Source organism: Ruegeria atlantica (genome assembly GCF_013032005.1).
GTDB classification, from domain to species: Bacteria; Pseudomonadota; Alphaproteobacteria; order Rhodobacterales; family Rhodobacteraceae; genus Ruegeria; species Ruegeria atlantica_A.
This window is the reverse complement of sequence record NZ_WQBE01000012.1, coordinates 101,950-122,482: the sequence shown is the minus strand read 5'-3', so window position 1 is coordinate 122,482 and position 20,533 is coordinate 101,950. Positions and strand designations below refer to the sequence as shown.

Sequence of the window (20,533 nt, the reverse complement as noted above, 5' to 3'; positions counted from 1 at the left end):
ACGCCCATTTTTGGGATTTGACGAGGGGGAAGTTACCTATGCACAGCAGCCCTGCGCCAACGCAGAGTCAGTAGAAACTTTGCGGGTCGATATCAACAGTCAGTCGGATGTCGCCTTTCAGGCGCAATGGGGCGATCCAACGGGCGATAGCGTCTTGAATAGGCGCACCTTTCGGGGCTTTGACCAGCAGGCGTACACGGTGTCTGCCCCGGATACGCGCGATGGGCGCGGGGGCCGGGCCGAACACCTGCGCCCCGATCTCGCGCAGCGGTGCATCGTTTCGGGCCATGGTATTGCCGATGTCAAAGACAGGGCCGACCTCGGGCCCGGACAAAACGATCCCGGCCATGCGCCCGTAAGGCGGCACGCCAGCCGCCTGCCGCCCTGCGGCCTCGGCCTTCCAGAAACCTTCCTCGTCACCCGACAGAATGGCGCGGATCACCGGATGTTCTGGCTGAAACGTCTGTAACAACGCCTGCCCCGGCTTGTCCGCGCGCCCAGCCCGACCTGCGACTTGTCGCATCAACTGGAACGTGCGTTCGGCGGCGCGCAGGTCGGCGCCATGCAGGCTGAGATCAGCATCAATAACTCCCACCAAGGTCAGTTTGGGAAAGTTATGTCCTTTGGCCACCAGCTGCGTGCCGATAATGAGGTCGGCATCCCCCTCGGCGATCTCCTCGATCTTGGCCTTCAACGCCCGCGCCGATCCGAACAGATCAGAGCTGAGCATCGCGATCTTAGCTTCGGGGAATGTCGCCTCGGCCTCTTCTGCCAACCGTTCGATCCCGGGCCCGACCGGGGCCAGCTTGCCTTCGACACCGCACGAGGGGCAGGCGTCAGGCATCGGTTTGGTCTCACCACATTGATGGCACATCAGACGCTTGAGAAACCGGTGTTCAACCATCCGCGCATCACAGTGATCGCAGGCAATCTGTTCGCCGCATGCCCGACACAACGTCACCGGCGCATAACCGCGGCGGTTGATGAACAAAAGCGACTGCTCGCCCCTTTCGATCCGCTGCCGCACGGCCTGCCGCAAGCTTGGAGAAATCCACGTGCCCGGCTGCATCTGCTCGGCCCGCATGTCGATCGGCTGCATCTCGGGCAGTACTGCCGCCCCAAACCGCGATGTCAGGTCGAGCCGCTCATACTTGCCCGCCTCCGCATTGGCCCAGCTTTCCAGCGACGGCGTGGCGCTGGCCAGAATCACCCGCGCACCGCAAATGGCCGACCGCAGAACCGCCATGTCACGGGCGCTGTAATGCACGCCGTCTTCCTGTTTGTACGAGGTGTCGTGTTCTTCATCGACCACAACCAAACCCAAATCCCGAAATGGCAGGAACAACGCCGAACGCGCGCCCACGACCAGTTGCGCGTCACCCTGCCCGACCATCCGCCAAACCCGGCGGCGTTCGGTCATTGTCGCACCCGAGTGCCACTCGGCCGGGCGCGCGCCAAACCGCGCCTCAACCCGCGTCAGGAATTCGGCGGTAAGGGCAATCTCGGGCAACAACACCAGCGCCTGCCGACCCATCCGCAACGCCTCGGCCACAGCTTCCAGATAGACCTCGGTCTTGCCTGAGCCGGTCACCCCCTTCAGCAATGTCGTTCCATAGTCGCCGGTACGCTGACCGGTCTGCAACTTAGCAACCGCTGCCGTCTGATCTTCGGTCAGGGTCTTGCCCGGCAGATCCGGATCCAAATGTGGATAGGGCAAATCGCGCGGGCTGTCCTCCTCGCGCACGGCACCCTGTTTCACCAAGCCTTTGACAACTGACGATGTCACACCAGCCTGTTCCGCCAATTCCTTCAGCGTAAATGCCAACCCGCCATAGTCCCGCAAAACCTCCAGAACACGGGTCCGCGCGTCGGTCATCCGGTCTGGCTCACCTTGTCCAAGGCGATAAATCTTGCGCATTGACGGTGGATCACCCAGTCCAGGCGCGCGCGTCGCCAACCGCAGCATTGATGGCATCGGCGTCAGCGTGTAGTCAGCCACGCGCCCCAGAAACACGCGCATCTCTTCGCGCATCGGCGCAACCTCAAGCACGCGGATCACCGATCGGGCCTTGCTTAGATCAAAGCCGCCCTGCCCTGGCCCCCACACCACGCCTAGAACCTTGCGCGGGCCCAGCGGCACCTCGACAAACGCGCCCAGAAAACACCCGCCCTCGGGCGCCTTGTAATCCAGCGTCCGGTCCAGCGGCTGTGCGGTCAGCACGGCAACCAGCTCACCTTGGTCGAAATACTCCTGAGTGCTCAATGCATATCCTTGGGCCAGGGGGTTTCAGCATGGGTCTCTTTGAGGTAAAGGCATCCGCGACCAAGGCCAACCCATCAAAGGACTGCCCTCATGAAATTCTTCGTAGACACCGCCGAGATCGACGCCATCGCCGAACTGAACGATCTGGGCATGGTGGACGGCGTAACCACCAACCCCTCGCTGATCCTGAAATCGGGACGCGACATTCTGGAAGTGACCAAAGAGATCTGCGATCTGGTCGACGGCCCCGTGTCCGCCGAAGTGGTTGCGACCGAAGCCGACGATATGATCGCCGAAGGGCGCAAGCTGGCCAAGATCGCGTCGAATATCGCTGTCAAAGTACCGCTGACATGGGCCGGCCTGAAGGCCTGTAAAACGCTGACCGACGAAGGCCAGATGGTTAACGTGACCCTGTGCTTCTCAACCAATCAGGCGATTCTGGCTGCCAAGGCGGGTGCAACATTCATCTCGCCCTTTATTGGCCGTCTGGATGATATCAACCTCGACGGCATGGACCTGATTGCCGACATCCGTCAGGTCTATGACAATTATGGGTACGAGACCGAGATTCTAGCAGCCTCGATCCGCACCGTGAACCACGTGACAGATAGCGCCCGCATCGGTGCAGACGTGATCACCGCACCACCCGCCGTGATCAAAAAACTGGCGGATCACCCGCTGACGGACAAGGGTCTTGAAACCTTCCTGGCTGATTGGGCCAAGACCGGTCAGAAAATCCTCTGATCCTGTAACGCTCCCGCGCGGCGCCATCAGGCGTCGCGCCCGGCCCAACTGCAGAATCTGATCTTTTGATCAGGGCATTGCAGGCGGGAGCTTTTCCGACACAACCCAAGTTTAATTCTACTTTTGCCTGTATTTTTTCCAAGGCAAATGCACCAACCCGTGTTATAAGCCGCTCAACAAAAAAAGACCGGACGGGACATGAGCAGCAACACCAAACTCAAGGATAATCTCCGCGCCGCGATTCTGGCTGAACCGGACGCTGTGCTGGACGACAAGGATCTGATGCAGGCGCTGGTCGCAGCCAACGAACAGGCGCGCGGTGACAATGTCATCGACCTGCGCGGTATCGCCATGCAACGGCTTGAGGCGCGGCTGGACCGGCTTGAGGACACTCACCGTTCGGTCATTGCAGCGGCATACGAAAACCTGGCGGGCACAAATCAGGTGCATCGCGCCATTCTGCGCCTGCTGGAACCTGTCGAGTTCGAAGACTTCCTGCGCGCGCTAGGCAGCGACGTGGCCGAGATTCTGCGCATCGATCACATCACGTTGGTTCTGGAAACAACAGTGATGCAGGAAGATCAGGCAATCGAAAAACTGGGCGGCGTGCTGACCGTGGTCGAGCCGGGCGCAATCAACGCCTATCTCAGCCAAGACCGCGGCGGCCCCGCACGCGAGGTTGTTCTGCGTCAGGTTCCAAACCCAAATCCCCGGATTTTTGGGGCTACGGCCAATCAGTTCAGGTCCGAGGCCTGTCTGAAATTGAATTTGGGCGATGGGCGCTTGCCCGGCATGATTGTTATGGGATCCAAAGACGCCAACCATTTCACTCCGCAACTGGGCACCGATCTGCTGTCGTTTTTTGCTAGTGTGTTCGAACGATCAATGCGCCACTGGTTGTCATGAGCCTGATCTCTCCGGCCTGTCGCGATGCGTTGCAGCACTGGCTGGACAGTCTGGGGGCGTTGGCCGGACGGTCTGAGAATACGCAAACCGCCTATCGCGGCGATATTACCGATTTCCTGTCCTTCATGACCCTGCACCACAGCGAGCGGCAGGGTCTGGCGGCGCTGGCCCGGATCACGGTATCCGACATGCGCGCCTGGATGGCCGATCAACGCGCGTCTGGCGTGGGCGCACGCTCGCTTGCCCGCAAACTTTCAGCCGTCAAAAGCTTTTATCGCTGGTTGTCCGAACGTGAGGGGTTTGAACCCACGGCCGTGCTGTCAACCCGCGCGCCAAAGTTTACCAAGAAACTGCCCCGGCCACTGGCCGAAGACGCCGCCCGCGCCATGATCGAAACGGTCGAGCTGCAATCGACAAGCGATTGGGTCGCGGCCCGTGACGTGGCGGTGGTCACGCTGCTCTATGGCTGCGGCCTGCGCATTTCCGAGGCGCTCACACTGACCGGCGCAGATGCCCCCCTGCCGGAGACCCTGCGCATCATCGGCAAAGGCGACAAAGAGAGAATCGTCCCGGTTCTGCCCGCCGCCCGCGCAGCGGTGGACCACTATCTGCGACTTTGCCCACATCCACACGCCAAGGACAAAGCTCTGTTTCGCGGTGTACGCGGCGGCCCACTGAATCCACGCGCGATACAGGGGGTAATGGCCAAGGCCCGAATGCAACTCGGCCTGCCGGCAACCGCCACGCCGCACGCGATGCGACACAGCTTTGCCACGCATCTTCTGTCCGCCGGAGGGGACCTGCGCGCCATTCAGGAATTGCTTGGACACGCATCGCTTTCGACCACACAGACATACACTGCTGTGGATACAGCGCGGTTGATGGAGGTCTACAACCGCGCCCATCCCAAAGCGTGATGTCTCTACATCGTAACGTTGGGTACTCACTCTAAACTTGCTTTTGGTTTGCATCTGCCGAATGCATCGTACATGAACCCTCCATGACTCTTAGATTCAAAGCCCTTTCCGTCCATCTGTTCACTGCCACAGGTGCTGTTTTCGCAATGCTGGCCATGTTGGCGGCCGTCGAAGAAAAATGGAGCCTGATGTATCTATGGCTGGTGGTCTCGTTTATCGTGGACGGGATCGACGGGCCGTTGGCGCGGCACTACCATGTCAAAAAGAATGCGCCCGAGTTCGACGGGGTGCTGCTGGATCTGATCATCGACTATCTGACCTATGTATTCATTCCGGCCTTCGCGCTGTTCAAATCCGGGCTGATGGATGGCTGGACCGGTTGGTTTGCCATCATTGTCATCACTTTTGGTAGTGCGATGTATTTTGCAGACACTCGCATGAAAACAAAAGATAATTCATTTTCTGGCTTCCCCGGTTGCTGGAACATGTTCGTGATCGTCATATTTGCGTTAGAGCCCAATTTCTGGGTCATCCTGCTGCTGGTGTCGCTGTTGTCCCTGGCGATGTTCCTGCCGCTGAAATTCATCCACCCGGTGCGGACCGAGCGGTGGCGTGCGGTGTCGCTGCCGATGGCGTTTGCCTGGACCTTCTTTGCAGGTTGGGCGGCCTGGGTCGACTTTCACCCCGAAAGCTGGGCGCATTGGGGTTTGGTGATTACTAGCCTGTACCTGGTGTTCGCAGGAATTGCGCAGCAGATCATTCCACAGCGCAAAAGCGCAGATTACAAGACTTCCTGAACCTCAAACTCGGTCCCATTGTGGGTGAACACGTCACCCTCTTGCAAGCCAACCATGGCAAGATAAATCGGGCTTTGTGTTGAGATGCCCATGTAGGTTTTGCCGTCCACATCGAACCGCGTGGTCGAAACGCAGACCACGAAGCGGCGATTGTTGAACTTGACGACGGCCCCGGGCTGCACCCTATCGGTGATACTGAAATCGGTGTTTTCAATCACATCAATCTTGGCGTGATGGGCATGCACAGGGGCATCAAAAGCCGCCGCCAGATCCGCGTTCTCGCGCGAGGCCGCGATATCGTCCTTGTCATGCCCTTCCCGGTCATCCAGCTGAGAATCCCTCAGGAAAGCGTCGTAATGGGCCTGTGCCGTCGCCAATTCCTGTGCTTCCAATGACATCAGTTTATCAATGATGGCCCTTTTTCGGACGGCCGGGTCTGTTGAGGCAGTCATGCAATGCGATCCCTTGAATTCTCTATCTGATACAAGTTGAGCCTCAACCAGCCGGATTGCAACAGATTTCCGTGATCAGATCAGCAAGCCCGCCGCCCGTTCATGGCGCAGCAGGGCAACCTTGGTCTCTACCCCACCCTTGGCCGAGAACCCACCCAGACCACTGGCCGACAGAACCCTGTGGCAGGGGATGATCACAGGGATGGGGTTACCGCCACAGGCCTGCCCAACAGGTTGTGGGGGCTGTCCAACTTCTTTGGCAATGTCACCATACGTTCGAGTTTCGCCGAACGGGATGGCATACATCACGTCGCAAATCTGCTTTTGAAAGGCTGATCCGGCGACGAAATATGGAAGATCAAACTGCTCCAACTGCCCAGCATCATAGGCTTTCATCTGAGCGGCTGCTTCTTGCAACAACGCGGCGTCCGGTTGGTTGTCTTCACCGTCCCAGACAACGCGTGTGATCGCACCATCTGTCTCTTCAATTCCAAGACGACCAAACTGGGTATCTACAGCAATCATAGGCATGCCCGCAGCGTTTCAGATCGCCAGGCTGGGCGCAAGAAGAGAAAACCCCCGGCGTGTGGGCCGGGGGTTCTAAGGTTAGCTCAGCGCCTCGTCGCAGCGTCCGCAAACACCCGCGTGGGTGTGACGACCCACATCAGGCAGGATTTTCCAGCAGCGCTGACATTTCTCGCCTTCTGCTTTTTCGAATACGACGGCAACGCCTTCGATTTCCGGCACACGGAACGCCTCGGCTGGGGCAGGATCGCCGGTCACCGTCAGACCCGAGGTGATGCACATGTCGTCCACGTCGAACGTGGCCAGCAGATCGCGGGTGTCGCCATCCTCGACATGCACAATCGGTGCCGCTTCGAGGCTGGAACCAATCACCTTGTCCTGACGCTGGATTTCCAGCGCGGCGGTTACGGCCCGACGCACACGACGAACCTTGGCCATGTTGGCCTCAAGTTCAGCGTCGCGCCAATCGGCGGGTGTATCCGGGAAGTCTACCAGATGGACCGAACTGTCGTCGCCCGGGAACCGCTCCAGCCAGACCTCTTCCATGGTGAAGACCAGAACGGGGGCCAGCCATGTGGTCAGGCGATGGAACAGAATGTCCAGCACGGTGCGGGCAGAACGACGCCGCAGGTTGTTGCCATCGCAATAAAGCGCATCCTTGCGGACGTCGAAGTAGAACGAAGACAGGTCTACGGTCGCGAAAGTGAACACTGCGCTGAACACGCCCTGGAAATCGAAGGACGCATAGCCCTTGCGCACTTGCTCATCCAAATCCGCCAGACGGCTGAGAACCCAACGCTCCAGGCGCGGCATGTCTGCGGGATCAACCCGATCCGCCTCGGTGAAATCGGCCAATGATCCCAGCATGAACCGCATGGTATTGCGCAGGCGGCGATAGCTGTCGGCGGTGCCTTTCAGGATTTCCGGCCCGATCCGCTGGTCGGCGGTATAATCGGTCTGTGCCACCCACAGGCGCAGGATATCGGCGCCATATTGCTTGATGACCTCTTCCGGCACGATGGTGTTGCCCAGCGATTTGGACATCTTGTTGCCCTTGGCATCCAGCGTAAAACCGTGAGTCACCACGTTCCGGTACGGTGCGCGGCCCTTGGTGCCGCAGGCTTGCAGCATGGACGAATGGAACCAGCCGCGGTGCTGGTCGGTGCCCTCCATGTAGACATCGGCAATGCCATCCTCGGTTCCGTCCTCGCGATCGCGCAGAACGAACGCGTGGGTCGAACCCGAGTCGAACCACACATCCAGCACGTCAAAGACCTGATCGTAGTCGTCAGGATTGACGATGCCGTCGAGGATCTTTTCCTTGAAGCCTTCGGTATACCAGACGTCTGCGCCGTCCTTTTCGAACGCCGCCTTGATGCGGGCGTTCAGTTCTTCATTGCGCAGCAGGTAATCCGCATCGGTGGGCAGAGCACCTTTCTTGGTGAAACAGGTCAGCGGTACACCCCATGCACGCTGGCGCGACAGAACCCAGTCCGGGCGCGCTTCGATCATCGAGTACAGGCGGTTACGGCCTGTCTGCGGCGTCCATTTCACCAACTCGTCGATCGAACGCAAAGCGCGTTCGCGGATGGTGTCGCCCATCTCGCCCATGCCGTCATCCAGCTTGCGGTCGACCGAGGCAAACCACTGCGGCGTGTTGCGATAGATGATCGGAGCTTTCGAGCGCCACGAATGCGGATAGCTGTGCTTGATCTTGCCGCGTGCCAGCAGACCACCGACTTCGACCAGCTTGTCGATCACGGCCTTGTTAGCGTCACCTTCGCCACCCTTGCGGGACAGGATGTATTTTCCACCAAAGAACGGTAGATCGGCGCGGAACGAGCCGTCATCCATCACGTTGTAAGTGATGACCTGCTCAAGCATGCCCAGATCGCGGTAAAGTTCGAATTCCTCCATCCCGTGCGACGGCGCGCAGTGGACGAAGCCAGTGCCTTCGGTATCAGTCACGAATTCAGCGGCACGGAAGTCGCGGATGTCATCCCATTCGCCGTCGCCACCTTCGGCACCGGCCAGCGGGTGGGTCAGTTGAACATTGGCCAACTCATCCGTCGTCACGTCGCGGACGCGGGTCCACTGATCGTCGTTCAGACGGGCGCGGCCCAACACGTCAGCGGCAAGGTTGTCTGCCAGCAAGAACTTGTCGCCGACACTGGCCCAGCATTCCTCAGGTGCGCCGGTGACTTCGTACAGGCCGTAGGAGATATCCTTACCGTACACGACCGCCTTGTTCGACGGCATGGTCCACGGAGTCGTCGTCCAGATCACGACAAAAGCATCATCCAAGTCGCCTGCATTCACGACTTTGAACTTCACCCAGATGGTGAAGCTTTCCTTGTCGTGATACTCGACCTCAGCTTCGGCCAGCGCGGTCTTTTCGATGGGCGACCACATCACGGGTTTCGAGCCCTGATAGAGCGTGCCGTTCATCAGGAACTTCATGAACTCGTCCGCGATCACGGCTTCGGCATGATAATCCATGGTGATGTAGGGATCGGGCCAGTTGCCGGTGATGCCCAGACGCTTGAACTCTTCGCGCTGGATGTCGATCCAGCCTTCGGCGAACTTCCGGCACTCCTGGCGGAAATCGACGATGTTCACCTCATCCTTGTTCTTGCCCTTCTTGCGGTATTGTTCTTCGATCTTCCATTCGATTGGCAGGCCGTGGCAATCCCAGCCGGGCACATAGCGCGCATCATGACCCATCATCTGATGGGACCGGACGATCATGTCCTTGATCGTCTTGTTCAGCGCGTGGCCGATATGCAGGTGGCCGTTGGCGTAGGGGGGGCCGTCATGCAGGGTAAAGGGCGTGCGGTTTTCTTTTTCACGCAAGCGGTCATAGACGCCGATGGTCTCCCACCGCTCCAGCCATGCGGGCTCGCGTTTGGGCAGGCCGGCGCGCATGGGGAAGTCGGTTTTGGGCAGGTTCAGCGTGTCTTTGTAATCAGGTGTCTGGATCGTGTCGGCGCACATTGGGGGCGTCCTTTGGATGATCTGGTCGTCTTATGGCTCGAAGCGGTCGGTGCGAAGTCTCAAACACCTTTGCCCGGCGTCTCAATGGGTCAGAGCGCCGGGGATATAATTCGAATAATGATGGCCATCCGGTCATACATGGCCGCGCTTATAGGACGCCCGCCCTCAATGGTCCAGAGGTTCCGGGTCCTGCGGCGAATGGCGCAGCTTGGCCCATCGGTTCAGCCATGCCAGCCCTGCCAATGCCAGGCCCAGCGCCAGCAGCGAGAACACCCGGATCAGCCCACCCAGGCCAGCGATATCGATCAGGAACACCTTGGCCACGGCCAGTCCGATCACCACCAGACCCGCCTTGCGCATCAGGTCGGATCGGCGCGCCAGCGATTGGTAGAACAGCACCGCACCAATCGCCAGCAGAGCCATGGTGTAGGTGTAAAGTTCGGGCTGTGTCACGCCGTTGCCTTCATACATCCCAGCGGCGCCCTGCCAAACATGGCGGATCATCAACCCCAGCCAAAGGGCGGCAAGTACACTGGTCAATCCCCAACTGGCACGCTTTAGCCAAAGCGGGGTTGCGTAAATGCGCCAGACCGAGAAACCGATAATCAGCGCAGGCAGCAGATAGGCCACCGCCAGCGTATTCAGAACCGGCGGTCCCAGAACCGGTGGCACGGCTGTGCCGAGCAGCGGGTTCGCCTCGACCACCGCCTGCGCCAGACGCAACAAGCCGTGGCTGGCAAAGAATGCGGCCAGCAGATAGCGGACGTAGTTCAGCTTACCCCCCAGCTCCAACCGCCGGACTTGCGCGAAGGCTAGAAGCAGCCAGATGATCGCCAGCAAGCCCAACCCCCAGTGGCTGTTGGTGGCGTTGCCTTCGCCAAAGCTTTGCAGCCAGCGCTCCAAAAGCAAGGACAGCAGAATGCCCCCGGTTGCCCAAGCCGCGCTTTCCAACAACAGGCTCGCCACCGGGCGATGCATCGGCCGCAGTAGCAACCACCCGATCACAAATCCCAAAGTGGCCCCGCCATACACCAGCGCCATCTCAGGCACCGGTGCATAGCTGGCCCAGGCAAGGCCCGGTGTCAGAACCAACCGAACGGTGATGGTGAACACGCCTGCCCAGATGAACCAAGTCATCGGTGGCAGATTGAATTGGCGATCCAGCGCCGCTGCCACCACGACCATCACAACCAGCGCAATGGTTAACGCGGCCGAGCTAAGAACAATGATGCAGGCAAAACTCAGGCAGGACAGGGCTGATATCGTAGCCAGCGCCGGACGCATCCGGTCCTCGCCATCCGCGCGTGCAAAGCGTTCCGCCAGAACGACCATCAGCACGCCCAGCGCAATTGCGTGCAAGGCCCAAGGGTATGCCCCGATGACGTGGGCCGGATGCCAGCCGACCTCAAGCGCGATGGCCAACGCGGGGGCAAACACCGCCGCTGCTCCGGCCCAGATTGCCGCGTATCTTTGCGCATTCATCGACCGCCATGCCGAAGTGATCGAAATCACCACGCCAAGGGCGATGAGAATGGTTACCACCCAAGGAAAGTCAGCCTCGGGCGTTTCTGCAAAGGTCTCGGCAAACTGGCGCAAAACGATCCCGTTGTCCAAGCCATGCATCAGGACAAACCAGACGAGACCAAGCGCAGGCAGTGCCGTAGCATCCTGCAACGCTTCCGCCCGCTGTGCCCACAACATCAATCCAAGGGTCATCCCGGATGGCAGAACAACGCCCAACCAGAACTCATCAACACTGTCCGCCCAGTGCAGCGACACAATCGCCGAGCTGACAACGACCGCGCCAAAGCCCAGTCGGGTCGGGAATTCCGGCCATGCATCGCCCTTTTTCCAGCTAACGATTTCGCAGATCATCGACCCGCCATGATTGGGCCAAACGCGCCGGACCGGAATTGCGATGGCGATCACAGCCAATGCCGTCACGCAAATCAAGTATGCGGCCTCGGTCAGGGGCGAAGACAACACCAGCAGTAGGCAGGTTGTGTAGGCCCCAAACAAGGTCAGGACCGAAATCCATGCCCATCGCCGCACCGTGTCGATTCCCAGACCCAGAACAGCGATGACAACGAAATAGGCATACAGCCAGCTTGGGTTCTCTGACGTGCCACCAACCACGAAGGGGGCAGAAAACGCACCCATTAATCCGACAGCGGCCAGCAAAGGGCCGTGAAACCAGCCCAAAACCAATCCCACCAGCGCAACCGCGACCATTGCGGTCAAAGCGACCTCGGGGCCGATCAGGTCATAAAGCTGCCGCGCGGCCAGAACGCCTCCGAACAGCGTGACCAGCCCAGCACCGGAAAAGACCGACGGCAGATAGGCAGTCGCTGTGCTTTCGTCATCACCATATCTGCGCCGGATGACCTCGCCAGCAACAATCAGCACTGCACCGAAAAGCAACGCCGCGATCACCCGAGCGAATGGCGGCAACAGCCCGCTTTCAACGCCGTACTGAACCAGAAATATCCCCGCCAGCGCCAGCGACAGGGCCGAGACTGCATAGAACCAGTTCTCGCGCAGCCAGATTGTCAGCGCGGCCAGACGATCCTCGCGGAAGACAACGGCTGCGGGTGGCGTTTGCTCGGCCACAGGTTTGACCGATTGCGCCTTGGCTGCAGACCAAGGGGCGGGTTTTGATGCCCTGTCCGGCTTTTCGGTCGGTTTGCGCGGCTCAGCCTGCTGTGGTTCCGGCGCATCGCTGCCAAGGGACAGTATTTGGCGTTCCAGATGCTCAACCCGTCGACGTAGGCGTGTGTGGTTGACTAACAGCACAACGATGGTGACCGGAATGGCCAGCACGATCAATCCGACAAGGACAAGAAGGGATTCCAATGAGTTCTCCGGGCGGTTTCGATGTCAGGCTACCCGAGGCGCACAGTCAGCAACAGCCAGAATTCCCGATAAATTGTTTGTCGGTCTTTAGGGCTACACCCAACCAATCGACGGACGGGCGATCATCAGCCAGATGATAATCAAAACCGACGCAAAGGCAGGAAATCCGCAAGCGAACCAGATGCGGAACAGACGGTGATAAGCCCAAGGCAGCGGCGCGTCCGCAACTGCAGAGGCCTGCGCCAACCTGCGCATTCGAACCTGTATCCACACCACCGGCAACCAAAACGCCCCCGCAACCGCATAGAGCACCAGCGAGGCCAAAACCCAACCTTCGGTCAAAGGCCAGCCCAACCGCCACGCCAGCAATCCGCCTGTCACCGGTTGCAGTAAAACCGCCGTTGCCGTGAACAGCAGATCGGCCAGCACCACGGTTCCTGCGGTCTGCGCGATGAACCTGGCGTCACCAGAACGATGCGCGATCAGCATGAAAAACGCGATGCCTGCCCCCGTGCCCAACAGGACGCAGGCGCCGATAACGTGTAACCAACGCAGGATCAGGTCAGGGTCCATCAGCGGCTCTGCAACAGGGGCCAGGCGATAAGCGACAAGGTCATCGCCGGCAGGATTTTGATCAACGGGCCAAGCGGGTCCAGCCACAGGTCGGGTACGGTTAAACTGGCCGCCAGCAAATAGAACAAGGCCACCGCGACCTGCGCCAGACAGGCGCGCGCAGCCCAGGGTCGCCACAGGATCGCAAGCCCCAGAAAAATGTCGACCAATGACCAGAACAAAACGCTGGCAACGGCCATTCCGGTGCTCCACCCGGCCCCGGTCAGAACCGATGTAGCCTTAGGCAGACCAATCAGCCCGAAAAAGCCGGACAGCAGCCAGAACAGGCTGAGCGCGGCGACGACCAGTGGCATCAGCAAGGACATTCGCGCAACCAGCCGATGTTCACGGGCGCAAGTCAGGCCTGCATAAACCTGGGGCAAGGGTGCCAGTGACCGGCCTGTTGCGGCGCGATATGGTTCCGGATCACCAACCACACCCTCGCCCATCACGGTCATCGCATTGCTGCGCAGAGGCGAGCGCCAACCCAAATGGCCCAACGCATCAGCGCCGCGTGCGATTATGGCTGTAACAACCGCCGGCATTCTCACAGTGAATCGCGCTGCGGGAAAACCCATCCAGCGCCGTGTCTCGGCCAGGACCTCAGATAGTGGGGCGGGTGTGTCTTCGGCCAGATCGTAAGTACCCTGTGGGGCCTCATCCGCCACGGCTGCGGTCACGGCGCGGCACAGGTCCGACATGCCGACGCATTGAACCAAAACATGCGGATACGCGATGGGTTGTACCAAAGGAACCGCTGCCAGCATGCGCAGCAGCGCTGTTCCGCCATAATCGGATTGCCCGATCACCAGACCGGGTTTAAAAATCCAAAGCGGCACATCACAGGCCCGCAGCGCAGCGTCCCCAGCCGCCTTGGTGCGCATGAAATCCGTTTCTGCATCGAGGTCAGCACCAATGGCCGAGATTTGAACCACCGCAATGCCCCTTTGCGCGCAGGCTTGCCCCAAGGCCGCAATGGCGGTGTGATGCACAGCCTCGAGATCATCGGCGGGACCGTCCTGCAATGCTCCTGCACAGTTCACGACACAGTCAACGTGCTCCAGATGCGCGCCCCAGTCCTTGGGCTGCAGACAAGCCCGCAAATCGCCTTGCACCTGCGTGACATCCGGCAGAACCTGCACCCCGGTTTTCAAGTTACGCACAAAGGCCGCCACATGCGCGCCCTCGGCTTGCAGAGATCGCGTCACCGCAGCGCCGATAAAGCCATAAGCCCCTAAAACCAGGACATTTTTATTCTCAATCCGCAATGATTGCTCAACCCGATGAACCTGCTTGCGGCAGCGTAACCGTTGGCCAGCAATTGACCAGCCCTATGGGACTCACTGCGACAATCTTGGCCGTCAGGGGTGAAACAGCGAGCCGACAAGATAAGCGATCAAGGCTGCTGCACCGCCGATCAAAAAGGTCTCGAGCCCGGACCGCCACCACGGGGACAGCGACCAATGGGCTTTGAAGGCTCCAATGGCAAAGAAAACACCCATCGTCATGCAGGCCGAGATGACAAAGGCATGATCGACCGATAAAAGGAATGGCAGCAATGGCACCATGCCCGCGACAAGAAAGGCGATGAAGGTCGCCATGGCAGCTTTGAACGGATGGGGGTCGACGCTGCCCAACCCGTATTCGCCTTCGACCATCAGGTTGATCCAATTGTCGTGGTTGGCGGTGATTGCATCGGTGGCCTCATCCAGAACGTCGCCCGACAGGCCCTTTTGGGCTAGTATCTCGCGCACCTCGCGGCGCTCGCCCTCCGGGTAAAGGCTGATGTGGCGTTCCTCGATGGCGCGGATGCGGCGGATGTTGTCCAACTCGGCCTTGGTGCCCGAGTAATTCCCGGCAGCCATGGAAAACCCGTCGGCCAGAACATTGGCAAGCCCCAGCGCCACGATGATGAACGGCGAAAGCCCCGCTCCGGCAACCCCGGCTACGATGGCAAAGGTGGTGACCGATCCGTCGATACCGCCATACACCACGTCCCGCAGCACGCCTCGCCCCGGAGGCGCATTGATCCGCGCGGCGATTTCCTGCTGGCTGTGTCCGTGATCGGTCATGGCTGGCTCCGGCTTTGTTATGCACACCAGCGAGCCACAGGACTTTGCGTCAGGTCAAGTTTTGGAAAACAACCCGCTGAGCGCGCGTTTGATCATCCCACGCGTAGATGGCTTGTGCCGGTCGGAAAACGGCAGTGGTCGGCAGACCTCCATCGCAGCCACACCAACCCGCGCGCTGAGCGCGCCGTTCACCAGCCCCTCGCCAAACCGGCGCGACAGTTTGCTAAGGACCGATCCGCCCAGAATAGGTTCCAGCAGATCATCACCCACGGCCACGGCCCCGGTCGCCACCAGATGCACGAACACTGCACGGGTCAGGCGCCAGCTGCCCAGAAATCCAGCGCGTCCGCCATAAATCTCAGCAACCCGACGGATCATCCGTAATGAGGCCGCAAGCGCCGTCACAACATCGGCCAACGCTAAGGGCACCAGTGCGGTCACCGTGGCAACCTGACGGGCGGCGGCCTCGACCTCACGGCTGGCGGCAGCGTCCAGCGGGGCCAGCATTTCGTCCTCGGCCAAGGTCAGCAGGGTTGAGGCGTCGAATTGCTCTTCCATCCGTTCAGCCAGACGGTCACGGCCCCACCGGGTTTCTTCGCGCCCTTTGTAAAACGCGACCAGGCGGTTGGTGACCGCACGGGCCTGTGCCAAATCCGCCTCAGCCAACGCGGCATCTGCGGCGCGGCGCATCCCATCCACGCGGGACAAGCGCCCGATGGCTGCCAGCTCCCGTAGGGCGATGATCAGGGCGACCAGAACCAACGCACCGATCAGACCAGTTACAACCCAGCCCAATATCGGTGACCGCAACAACAGCGAGGTGGCGAAATCCCATGCGGCAACAGAAACCACCGCGCCAATTACGGCCAGCGCCAGACCCCAAAACCATCGTGACAGAACCGAGGGTTTCCGCGCAGCCAAGCGGGCTGCCGCTTGCATCGCCTGACCTTGAGGTGGCTCAATATCGGGGACCGGCGGAGCCTGTGCTACGTCGGCGGCAGGTTCTTCCGTATCGAGATCAATCAGTACCGGACCTTTAGCCATCCGCCACCCCTTTCCGCCGCCAGACATATTTGATGTCTGGCAGATTTTCATCGTTATCGGCCCCGTCGCTGCGGGCAACTTCGGCAAAACCGTTGCGCTCATAGAACCGGCACGCCCCGTGGTTGGCCTGAAACGCAAAAAGGGACAGTTCGATCTGATCGGACTTGGCGTGGTCCAACAAGCGCTGTCCAATGCCTTGTCCACATTCTGGCGGTGTCAAATACAGGGAATGAACTTCTGTTTCATTGAGCGCAAGAAACCCCACAACGCCAGTATCGGTTTCGGCCACCGTGACCCACCCTAGATCGATCATCCAACCGCAAAAGGCGATGGTTTCAGCGCAGGTATGTAGCTCGGGCATCCAATCGTTTTCGCGCGAAAAGCCGTGCAGGATCTCTCCGATCTTTCCGGCATCCGTGGTACGAGCGGGGCGGAGGGTCACGGTCACAGGCGGTCTCCGATCAGAAACTGCGTGGCGCGGTCCAGCCGGATATGGGGCGGGCCATCGCCCGGACGCAAGGTCAGATGCGCTGGGGCAAAGGCCATAAACCCAAAATCCTTATCCAACCACTTTTCAGCCCCGTTACGGGCCGGACCCAGTAAATGCGCCGGGTCATCAGGCAGATCACCGGGATAAAAGGCCGCCTGTTTGCCGTTCAGCAACGTCCCACGCACACAGGGCAGTTCCGTTCCGTTATGCGTCCGGATTTCCTCGGTCGTGGCGCGCAGGGCGGCCAGCGACAGCGCCGCCGTCTCGGCCCCAGCAAAGCTGGCCCGATCGCGGGCATCCCGGGTCAGAGCCTCCATGATATGGGTAAGACGGGGGTGCTGTGTGTGGTGCAGGTGATCGGCCTTGGTGGCTGCGAACAGTATACGTTCAACCCGCTTGCCCAACAGCAACTGGCTAAGCCACGCATTGCGCCCCGGTCGAAAGGCCGAGAGGATATCGGCCATCGCGCGACGCATATCCTCAACCGCTTGCGGCCCCTTGTGGATTGCGCCCAGCGCATCGACCAGAACCACCTGACGGTCGATCCGCGAGAAATGATCGCGAAAGAAGGGTTTCACCACTTGCGATTTATACGCCTCATACCGCCGCGCCATTTCGCGGTGCAGGCTGCGGCGCGGCGCGTGGCCCTCCACCGGCAATGGCGCAAAGGTCAGCACCGGAGAACCCGCCAGATCGCCGGGCAGTAGAAACCGCCCCGGCGTACAGTCGTAAAAGCCTGCATACCGTGCGGCGTTCAAATACGCAGCAAAGGCTTTGGCCAACGCCTGAGCCGTGGGTTCGTCATGAGCATCCGCAGGGTTTGCCACCCGGGCCTGCGTCAAATACGCAGCCGCTTCGGTCCGCGTTTCGATACGGTTTAAGGTTTCGGCTGACCAGGCCTCGTATGATTTGTCCAGTAGTGCCAAGTCCAGCAGCCACTCACCCGGATAGTCCACAATATCCAGATGAACCGTGCGCGGCCCCTGCAGACCCGCAAGCAACCCAGCCGGACGGGCCTTGAAGGAAAGGCGCAGCTCGGACACGGCGCGCGTGCTATCTGGCCAATGAGGCTGCGGCCCGGTCAGCGCCGCCAAGTGGTTTTCATAATCAAAGCGCGGCACCGTATCGTCCGGCTGGGGTTGTAAGTAGACCGAATTGATGCGGCCCTCCTGCTGCGCGACCAATCCTGGCATACGCCCCCGGTCCAGCAGATTCGCAACCAGGGATGTGATGAACACGGTCTTTCCCGACCGCGCCAACCCGGTAACGCCCAGACGGATGACCGGTTCAAACAGAGTTTCAGACACACGGTCGCCCACGGATTCGACACCGCGCACAAGACTGTCTGCCAGGGATGAGATGACCAAACTGTCGCCCCGCTTTTATCGTTTCGCTCAAGATAGGTAGAGGGCGCCGTACATGCCAGAGCTTTCCCACCCTTGCCCCCTTTCGCAGGGCGGGTTACCAGCGGCCCATGCCTAGATACGCGCTGAAAGTCGAATACCAAGGGGAACCGTTTGCCGGATGGCAGCGGCAAAAGGAATTACCGTCTGTGCAGGGAGCAATCGAACAGGCCTTGTCGCGAATTCAACCCGGTGATCACACCATTGCTGCAGCGGGCCGCACCGATGCGGGCGTTCATGCGCTGGGTCAAGTCGCCCATTGCGATCTGGTCAAGGATTGGGACCCGTTCCGCCTGTCTGAGGCGCTGAACTATCATCTCAAGCCGCAACCGGTGGCCATCGTTAAAGCCGCACAGGTTGACGAAGACTGGCACGCCAGGTTTTCCGCGTTAGAGAGGCAATACCTTTTCCGCATCCTGATGCGTCGTGCACCTGCGACCCATGACGCCGGGCAAGTCTGGCAGATCAATCACCGGCTGGATGTCGATACCATGCAGGCCGGGGCGGATATGTTGATCGGGCAGCATGACTTCACCACCTTCCGCTCATCCATCTGTCAGGCCGCGAGCCCGGTCAAAACGCTGGATGAGTTGCGGGTTGAACAGGTCGATGGTTTCTCGGGACCTGAGATACATTTCCACGTCCGCGCCAGGTCGTTCCTGCACAATCAGGTGCGCAGCTTTGTCGGAACGCTGGAGCGTGTCGGTGCGGGCGCGTGGACGCCCGAAGATGTGTGCGACGCGCTGCAGGCCGCTGATCGCGCCGCCTGTGGGCCGGTATGCCCGCCGCAGGGCTTGTACCTAGCGCGGGTCGGGTATCCGGAACCGGTCTTCGGTTAAATCGTGCGCAGAAGCAAACCGCTGGCAATCACCGCTATCGTCAGCCCCGCCACCAATTCAATGGTCGGGGCCAGCACAGATGCAAACCTTGTGGCCGAGGCAGAGGCCAGCAATCCCCCGCGCAACCCGAACGACGTCCACCCGACCAGGGTCGTGACCATCGCCGTACCCAACGCCATGGCAAACGCCCCAGCGATGCCAACCATCGCGATCCCCATCTGCCATGTCAGGATCAGCACAAACAGCGCCCCAGTACAGGGTCGGGCCGCGATACCGGCAATCAACAACAACGCCTCGCGCAGGCTGCCGACCTGTGCAACCTCTTCCACTGAGGGGCCGTGGCGATGGCCGCAATCTGAACAGACATCGTGGTCGTGATGATGGTCGTGACCATGGTGATGATCGTGGTCGTGATGCGCTTGCACTGTGTTACTGCGGTGTCTGCGGGCAAAGCTGCGAATGGCGCGAAACACCAGCCACAGACCGATCGCGGCGATGGCACCATAGCTGATTGGGGCCATGACCTGTTCGGTTGTTCCCACAAGGCTTTCGCGTGACATCTGAAACACCAAAACGCCAGCGTAAACCAGCACGACTGCTGTCACTGCCTGCCCCAGACTGGACAGCACGCTGATTGCGGATAACCGCCAAAAGGCGACCCGACGACCCAGCCCGTACCCGCCGATCAGCACCTTGCCATGACCTGGACCGATGGCATGAAAGAACCCATAGGCGAAACAAACCGTCAGCAGGGTGGCGACGGCCTCGGGCTGTTCTGCCCGTGCGGCGCGTAAGGATCGGGCGATCTGGTTCTGAAACTCGCGCTGCTCACCCGCCGCCCACGCGGCCAGACTGTCAAACCCACCGCTGCCCCAAAACCACAGAAGCAACGCAATGGCGATGGCAACCGGAACAATCAGGTATTTGGACATGAAACGAAAATCTCGGTCGCAAAGTTTTCCCCGACCAGCGGGATATCGTTTTCCTCAAGGTCGTAATCGGCGTCCAGTGTCAACAAAAAGGCCTGCATCTGCGCCAGCTGACCATCGATATCGGGGTCGATCCGATCCATCTGACAGGACGCAGGGCCACTCACCGTCACCGGGCGGGTCAGTTCATAGGCAATGTAGAACGTCTCATCAAAAGCCTTCGCCGTCAGCGAAGATGCAGACACCGCGTCGCCATCAACCGCGCGCAAATGGGTTGTCACGATACGACCATCTTCGGTGGTTGCTGTCGGTTCCAATGGGCCGGACAGCGACACGGGCACGCCATCTGCAAAGACGACCAGATCGCCATTGTACCCTTCGATCCACTGTGCGTCGAAACCGGCTAGGAATTTCTCTTCATTTTCAGTGAGAACTCCGTCGAAATCCTGATCCAATTTCATGTCTTCAAGTTGATACAACGAGTAAAGTTCATCATAAGCCCAGGTCACCCGCACATGGGTCAGTTGGCCGGCGTCATCCACAATGAATTCCAGCCCGGTGTCGATAAAGACATGCGGGTGCGCCATGGCGGGGATCGGGAGGCAGCAGGTCAACAGGGTTACAATCCAACGCATGCGTGAAAGATAGGGCCTGCGTCCGCGCGCGGCAATGCGATTCAATCAGCGCCCGCAG

At 60.0% G+C, this 20,533-nt stretch carries 18 protein-coding genes; 5 read left to right on the top strand and 13 right to left on the bottom strand.

The window, feature by feature from the left end:
• Positions 1-67: 67 nt before the first annotated feature.
• The gene (locus GOX21_RS18450) at positions 68-2,263 is read right to left on the bottom strand and encodes a primosomal protein N' (RefSeq protein ID WP_170379050.1); all 2,196 of its coding nucleotides are present in this window, start codon (positions 2,261-2,263) and stop codon (positions 68-70) included.
• Between the two features lie 90 nt (positions 2,264-2,353).
• Between GOX21_RS18450 and fsa the strand changes: the two genes are divergently transcribed.
• The 4 genes from fsa to GOX21_RS18430 all read left to right on the top strand — a co-directional run bounded on the left by fsa (position 2,354) and on the right by GOX21_RS18430 (position 5,627).
• Positions 2,354-3,007, top strand: coding sequence for a fructose-6-phosphate aldolase (gene fsa, locus GOX21_RS18445; RefSeq protein ID WP_170379048.1), 654 nt, complete (start codon positions 2,354-2,356; stop codon positions 3,005-3,007).
• 198 nt (positions 3,008-3,205) lie between these two features.
• Complete coding sequence (locus GOX21_RS18440) at positions 3,206-3,913, top strand: DUF484 family protein (protein WP_170379045.1); 708 nt, start codon at positions 3,206-3,208, stop codon at positions 3,911-3,913.
• Complete coding sequence (locus GOX21_RS18435) at positions 3,910-4,830, top strand: tyrosine recombinase XerC (protein WP_170379043.1); 921 nt, start codon at positions 3,910-3,912, stop codon at positions 4,828-4,830. The genes GOX21_RS18440 and GOX21_RS18435 overlap by 4 nt, the downstream gene beginning before the upstream one ends.
• 83 nt (positions 4,831-4,913) lie before the next feature.
• Positions 4,914-5,627, top strand: coding sequence for a CDP-alcohol phosphatidyltransferase family protein (locus GOX21_RS18430; RefSeq protein WP_170379041.1), 714 nt, complete (start codon positions 4,914-4,916; stop codon positions 5,625-5,627).
• Here the strand turns inward: GOX21_RS18430 and GOX21_RS18425 are convergent.
• The 10 genes from GOX21_RS18425 to GOX21_RS18380 form a co-directional block, all read right to left on the bottom strand.
• Positions 5,612-6,025: a GreA/GreB family elongation factor gene (locus GOX21_RS18425; protein WP_254428614.1), complete on the bottom strand. Its 414-nt coding sequence runs from the start codon at positions 6,023-6,025 to the stop codon at positions 5,612-5,614. The two genes, GOX21_RS18430 and GOX21_RS18425, sit on opposite strands and share 16 nt — an antisense overlap.
• A gap of 129 nt (positions 6,026-6,154) precedes the next feature.
• Positions 6,155-6,610, bottom strand: a complete 456-nt coding sequence (locus GOX21_RS18420) for a methylated-DNA--[protein]-cysteine S-methyltransferase (RefSeq protein ID WP_170379037.1) — start codon at positions 6,608-6,610, stop codon at positions 6,155-6,157.
• 75 nt (positions 6,611-6,685) lie between these two features.
• The gene (gene ileS / locus GOX21_RS18415) at positions 6,686-9,598 is read right to left on the bottom strand and encodes an isoleucine--tRNA ligase (protein ID WP_170379035.1); all 2,913 of its coding nucleotides are present in this window, start codon (positions 9,596-9,598) and stop codon (positions 6,686-6,688) included.
• A 165-nt stretch (positions 9,599-9,763) separates the two neighbouring features.
• The gene (locus GOX21_RS18410; protein WP_170379033.1) at positions 9,764-12,451 is read right to left on the bottom strand and encodes a DUF2339 domain-containing protein; all 2,688 of its coding nucleotides are present in this window, start codon (positions 12,449-12,451) and stop codon (positions 9,764-9,766) included.
• A 93-nt stretch (positions 12,452-12,544) separates the two neighbouring features.
• Complete coding sequence (locus GOX21_RS18405; protein ID WP_170379031.1) at positions 12,545-13,024, bottom strand: DUF2269 family protein; 480 nt, start codon at positions 13,022-13,024, stop codon at positions 12,545-12,547.
• Positions 13,024-14,331 carry an SDR family oxidoreductase gene (locus tag GOX21_RS18400; protein WP_254428613.1) on the bottom strand — a complete coding sequence of 436 codons (1,308 nt, stop codon included), beginning with the start codon at positions 14,329-14,331 and terminating at the stop codon, positions 13,024-13,026. The genes GOX21_RS18405 and GOX21_RS18400 overlap by 1 nt, the downstream gene beginning before the upstream one ends.
• 93 nt (positions 14,332-14,424) lie before the next feature.
• A complete protein-coding gene (locus GOX21_RS18395; protein ID WP_170379029.1) occupies positions 14,425-15,135 on the bottom strand; it encodes a VIT1/CCC1 transporter family protein in 711 nt (236 codons plus the stop codon).
• 54 nt (positions 15,136-15,189) lie between these two features.
• Positions 15,190-16,179 (bottom strand): YcjF family protein, encoded by a 990-nt coding sequence (locus GOX21_RS18390; protein ID WP_170379027.1) that lies wholly within the window; start codon positions 16,177-16,179, stop codon positions 15,190-15,192.
• The gene (locus tag GOX21_RS18385; protein ID WP_170362419.1) at positions 16,172-16,627 is read right to left on the bottom strand and encodes a GNAT family N-acetyltransferase; all 456 of its coding nucleotides are present in this window, start codon (positions 16,625-16,627) and stop codon (positions 16,172-16,174) included. The genes GOX21_RS18390 and GOX21_RS18385 overlap by 8 nt, the downstream gene beginning before the upstream one ends.
• Positions 16,624-18,036 carry a YcjX family protein gene (locus GOX21_RS18380; protein ID WP_170379025.1) on the bottom strand — a complete coding sequence of 471 codons (1,413 nt, stop codon included), beginning with the start codon at positions 18,034-18,036 and terminating at the stop codon, positions 16,624-16,626. The genes GOX21_RS18385 and GOX21_RS18380 overlap by 4 nt, the downstream gene beginning before the upstream one ends.
• A gap of 107 nt (positions 18,037-18,143) precedes the next feature.
• On the opposite strand from GOX21_RS18380, the gene truA reads away from it, so the two are divergent.
• Positions 18,144-18,911, top strand: coding sequence for a tRNA pseudouridine(38-40) synthase TruA (gene truA / locus GOX21_RS18375; protein WP_170379023.1), 768 nt, complete (start codon positions 18,144-18,146; stop codon positions 18,909-18,911).
• Here truA and GOX21_RS18370 read toward each other — a convergent pair.
• Together GOX21_RS18370 and GOX21_RS18365 are read right to left on the bottom strand one after the other, a co-directional pair.
• Complete coding sequence (locus tag GOX21_RS18370) at positions 18,908-19,843, bottom strand: nickel/cobalt transporter (protein ID WP_170379021.1); 936 nt, start codon at positions 19,841-19,843, stop codon at positions 18,908-18,910. The two genes, truA and GOX21_RS18370, sit on opposite strands and share 4 nt — an antisense overlap.
• Positions 19,828-20,427 (bottom strand): DUF1007 family protein, encoded by a 600-nt coding sequence (locus GOX21_RS18365; protein ID WP_254428612.1) that lies wholly within the window; start codon positions 20,425-20,427, stop codon positions 19,828-19,830. Before GOX21_RS18365 ends, GOX21_RS18370 begins: the two co-directional genes overlap by 16 nt.
• Positions 20,428-20,533: the final 106 nt, after the last annotated feature.

What these genes read in the sequence shown, in the direction of transcription:
- fsa (WP_170379048.1), top strand. Translation starts at nt 2,354, where the DNA reads ATGAAATTCTTCGTAGACACCGCCGAGATCGACGCCATCGCCGAACTG.
- GOX21_RS18440 (WP_170379045.1), top strand. Translation starts at nt 3,206, where the DNA reads ATGAGCAGCAACACCAAACTCAAGGATAATCTCCGCGCCGCGATTCTG.
- GOX21_RS18435 (WP_170379043.1), top strand. Translation starts at nt 3,910, where the DNA reads ATGAGCCTGATCTCTCCGGCCTGTCGCGATGCGTTGCAGCACTGGCTG.
- GOX21_RS18430 (WP_170379041.1), top strand. Translation starts at nt 4,914, where the DNA reads ATGACTCTTAGATTCAAAGCCCTTTCCGTCCATCTGTTCACTGCCACA.
- GOX21_RS18425 (WP_254428614.1), bottom strand. Translation starts at nt 6,025, where the DNA reads ATGTCATTGGAAGCACAGGAATTGGCGACGGCACAGGCCCATTACGAC.
- GOX21_RS18420 (WP_170379037.1), bottom strand. Translation starts at nt 6,610, where the DNA reads ATGCCTATGATTGCTGTAGATACCCAGTTTGGTCGTCTTGGAATTGAA.
- ileS (WP_170379035.1), bottom strand. Translation starts at nt 9,598, where the DNA reads ATGTGCGCCGACACGATCCAGACACCTGATTACAAAGACACGCTGAAC.
- GOX21_RS18405 (WP_170379031.1), bottom strand. Translation starts at nt 13,024, where the DNA reads ATGGACCCTGACCTGATCCTGCGTTGGTTACACGTTATCGGCGCCTGC.
- GOX21_RS18395 (WP_170379029.1), bottom strand. Translation starts at nt 15,135, where the DNA reads ATGACCGATCACGGACACAGCCAGCAGGAAATCGCCGCGCGGATCAAT.
- GOX21_RS18390 (WP_170379027.1), bottom strand. Translation starts at nt 16,179, where the DNA reads ATGGCTAAAGGTCCGGTACTGATTGATCTCGATACGGAAGAACCTGCC.
- truA (WP_170379023.1), top strand. Translation starts at nt 18,144, where the DNA reads ATGCCTAGATACGCGCTGAAAGTCGAATACCAAGGGGAACCGTTTGCC.
- GOX21_RS18370 (WP_170379021.1), bottom strand. Translation starts at nt 19,843, where the DNA reads ATGTCCAAATACCTGATTGTTCCGGTTGCCATCGCCATTGCGTTGCTT.
- GOX21_RS18365 (WP_254428612.1), bottom strand. Translation starts at nt 20,427, where the DNA reads ATGGCGCACCCGCATGTCTTTATCGACACCGGGCTGGAATTCATTGTG.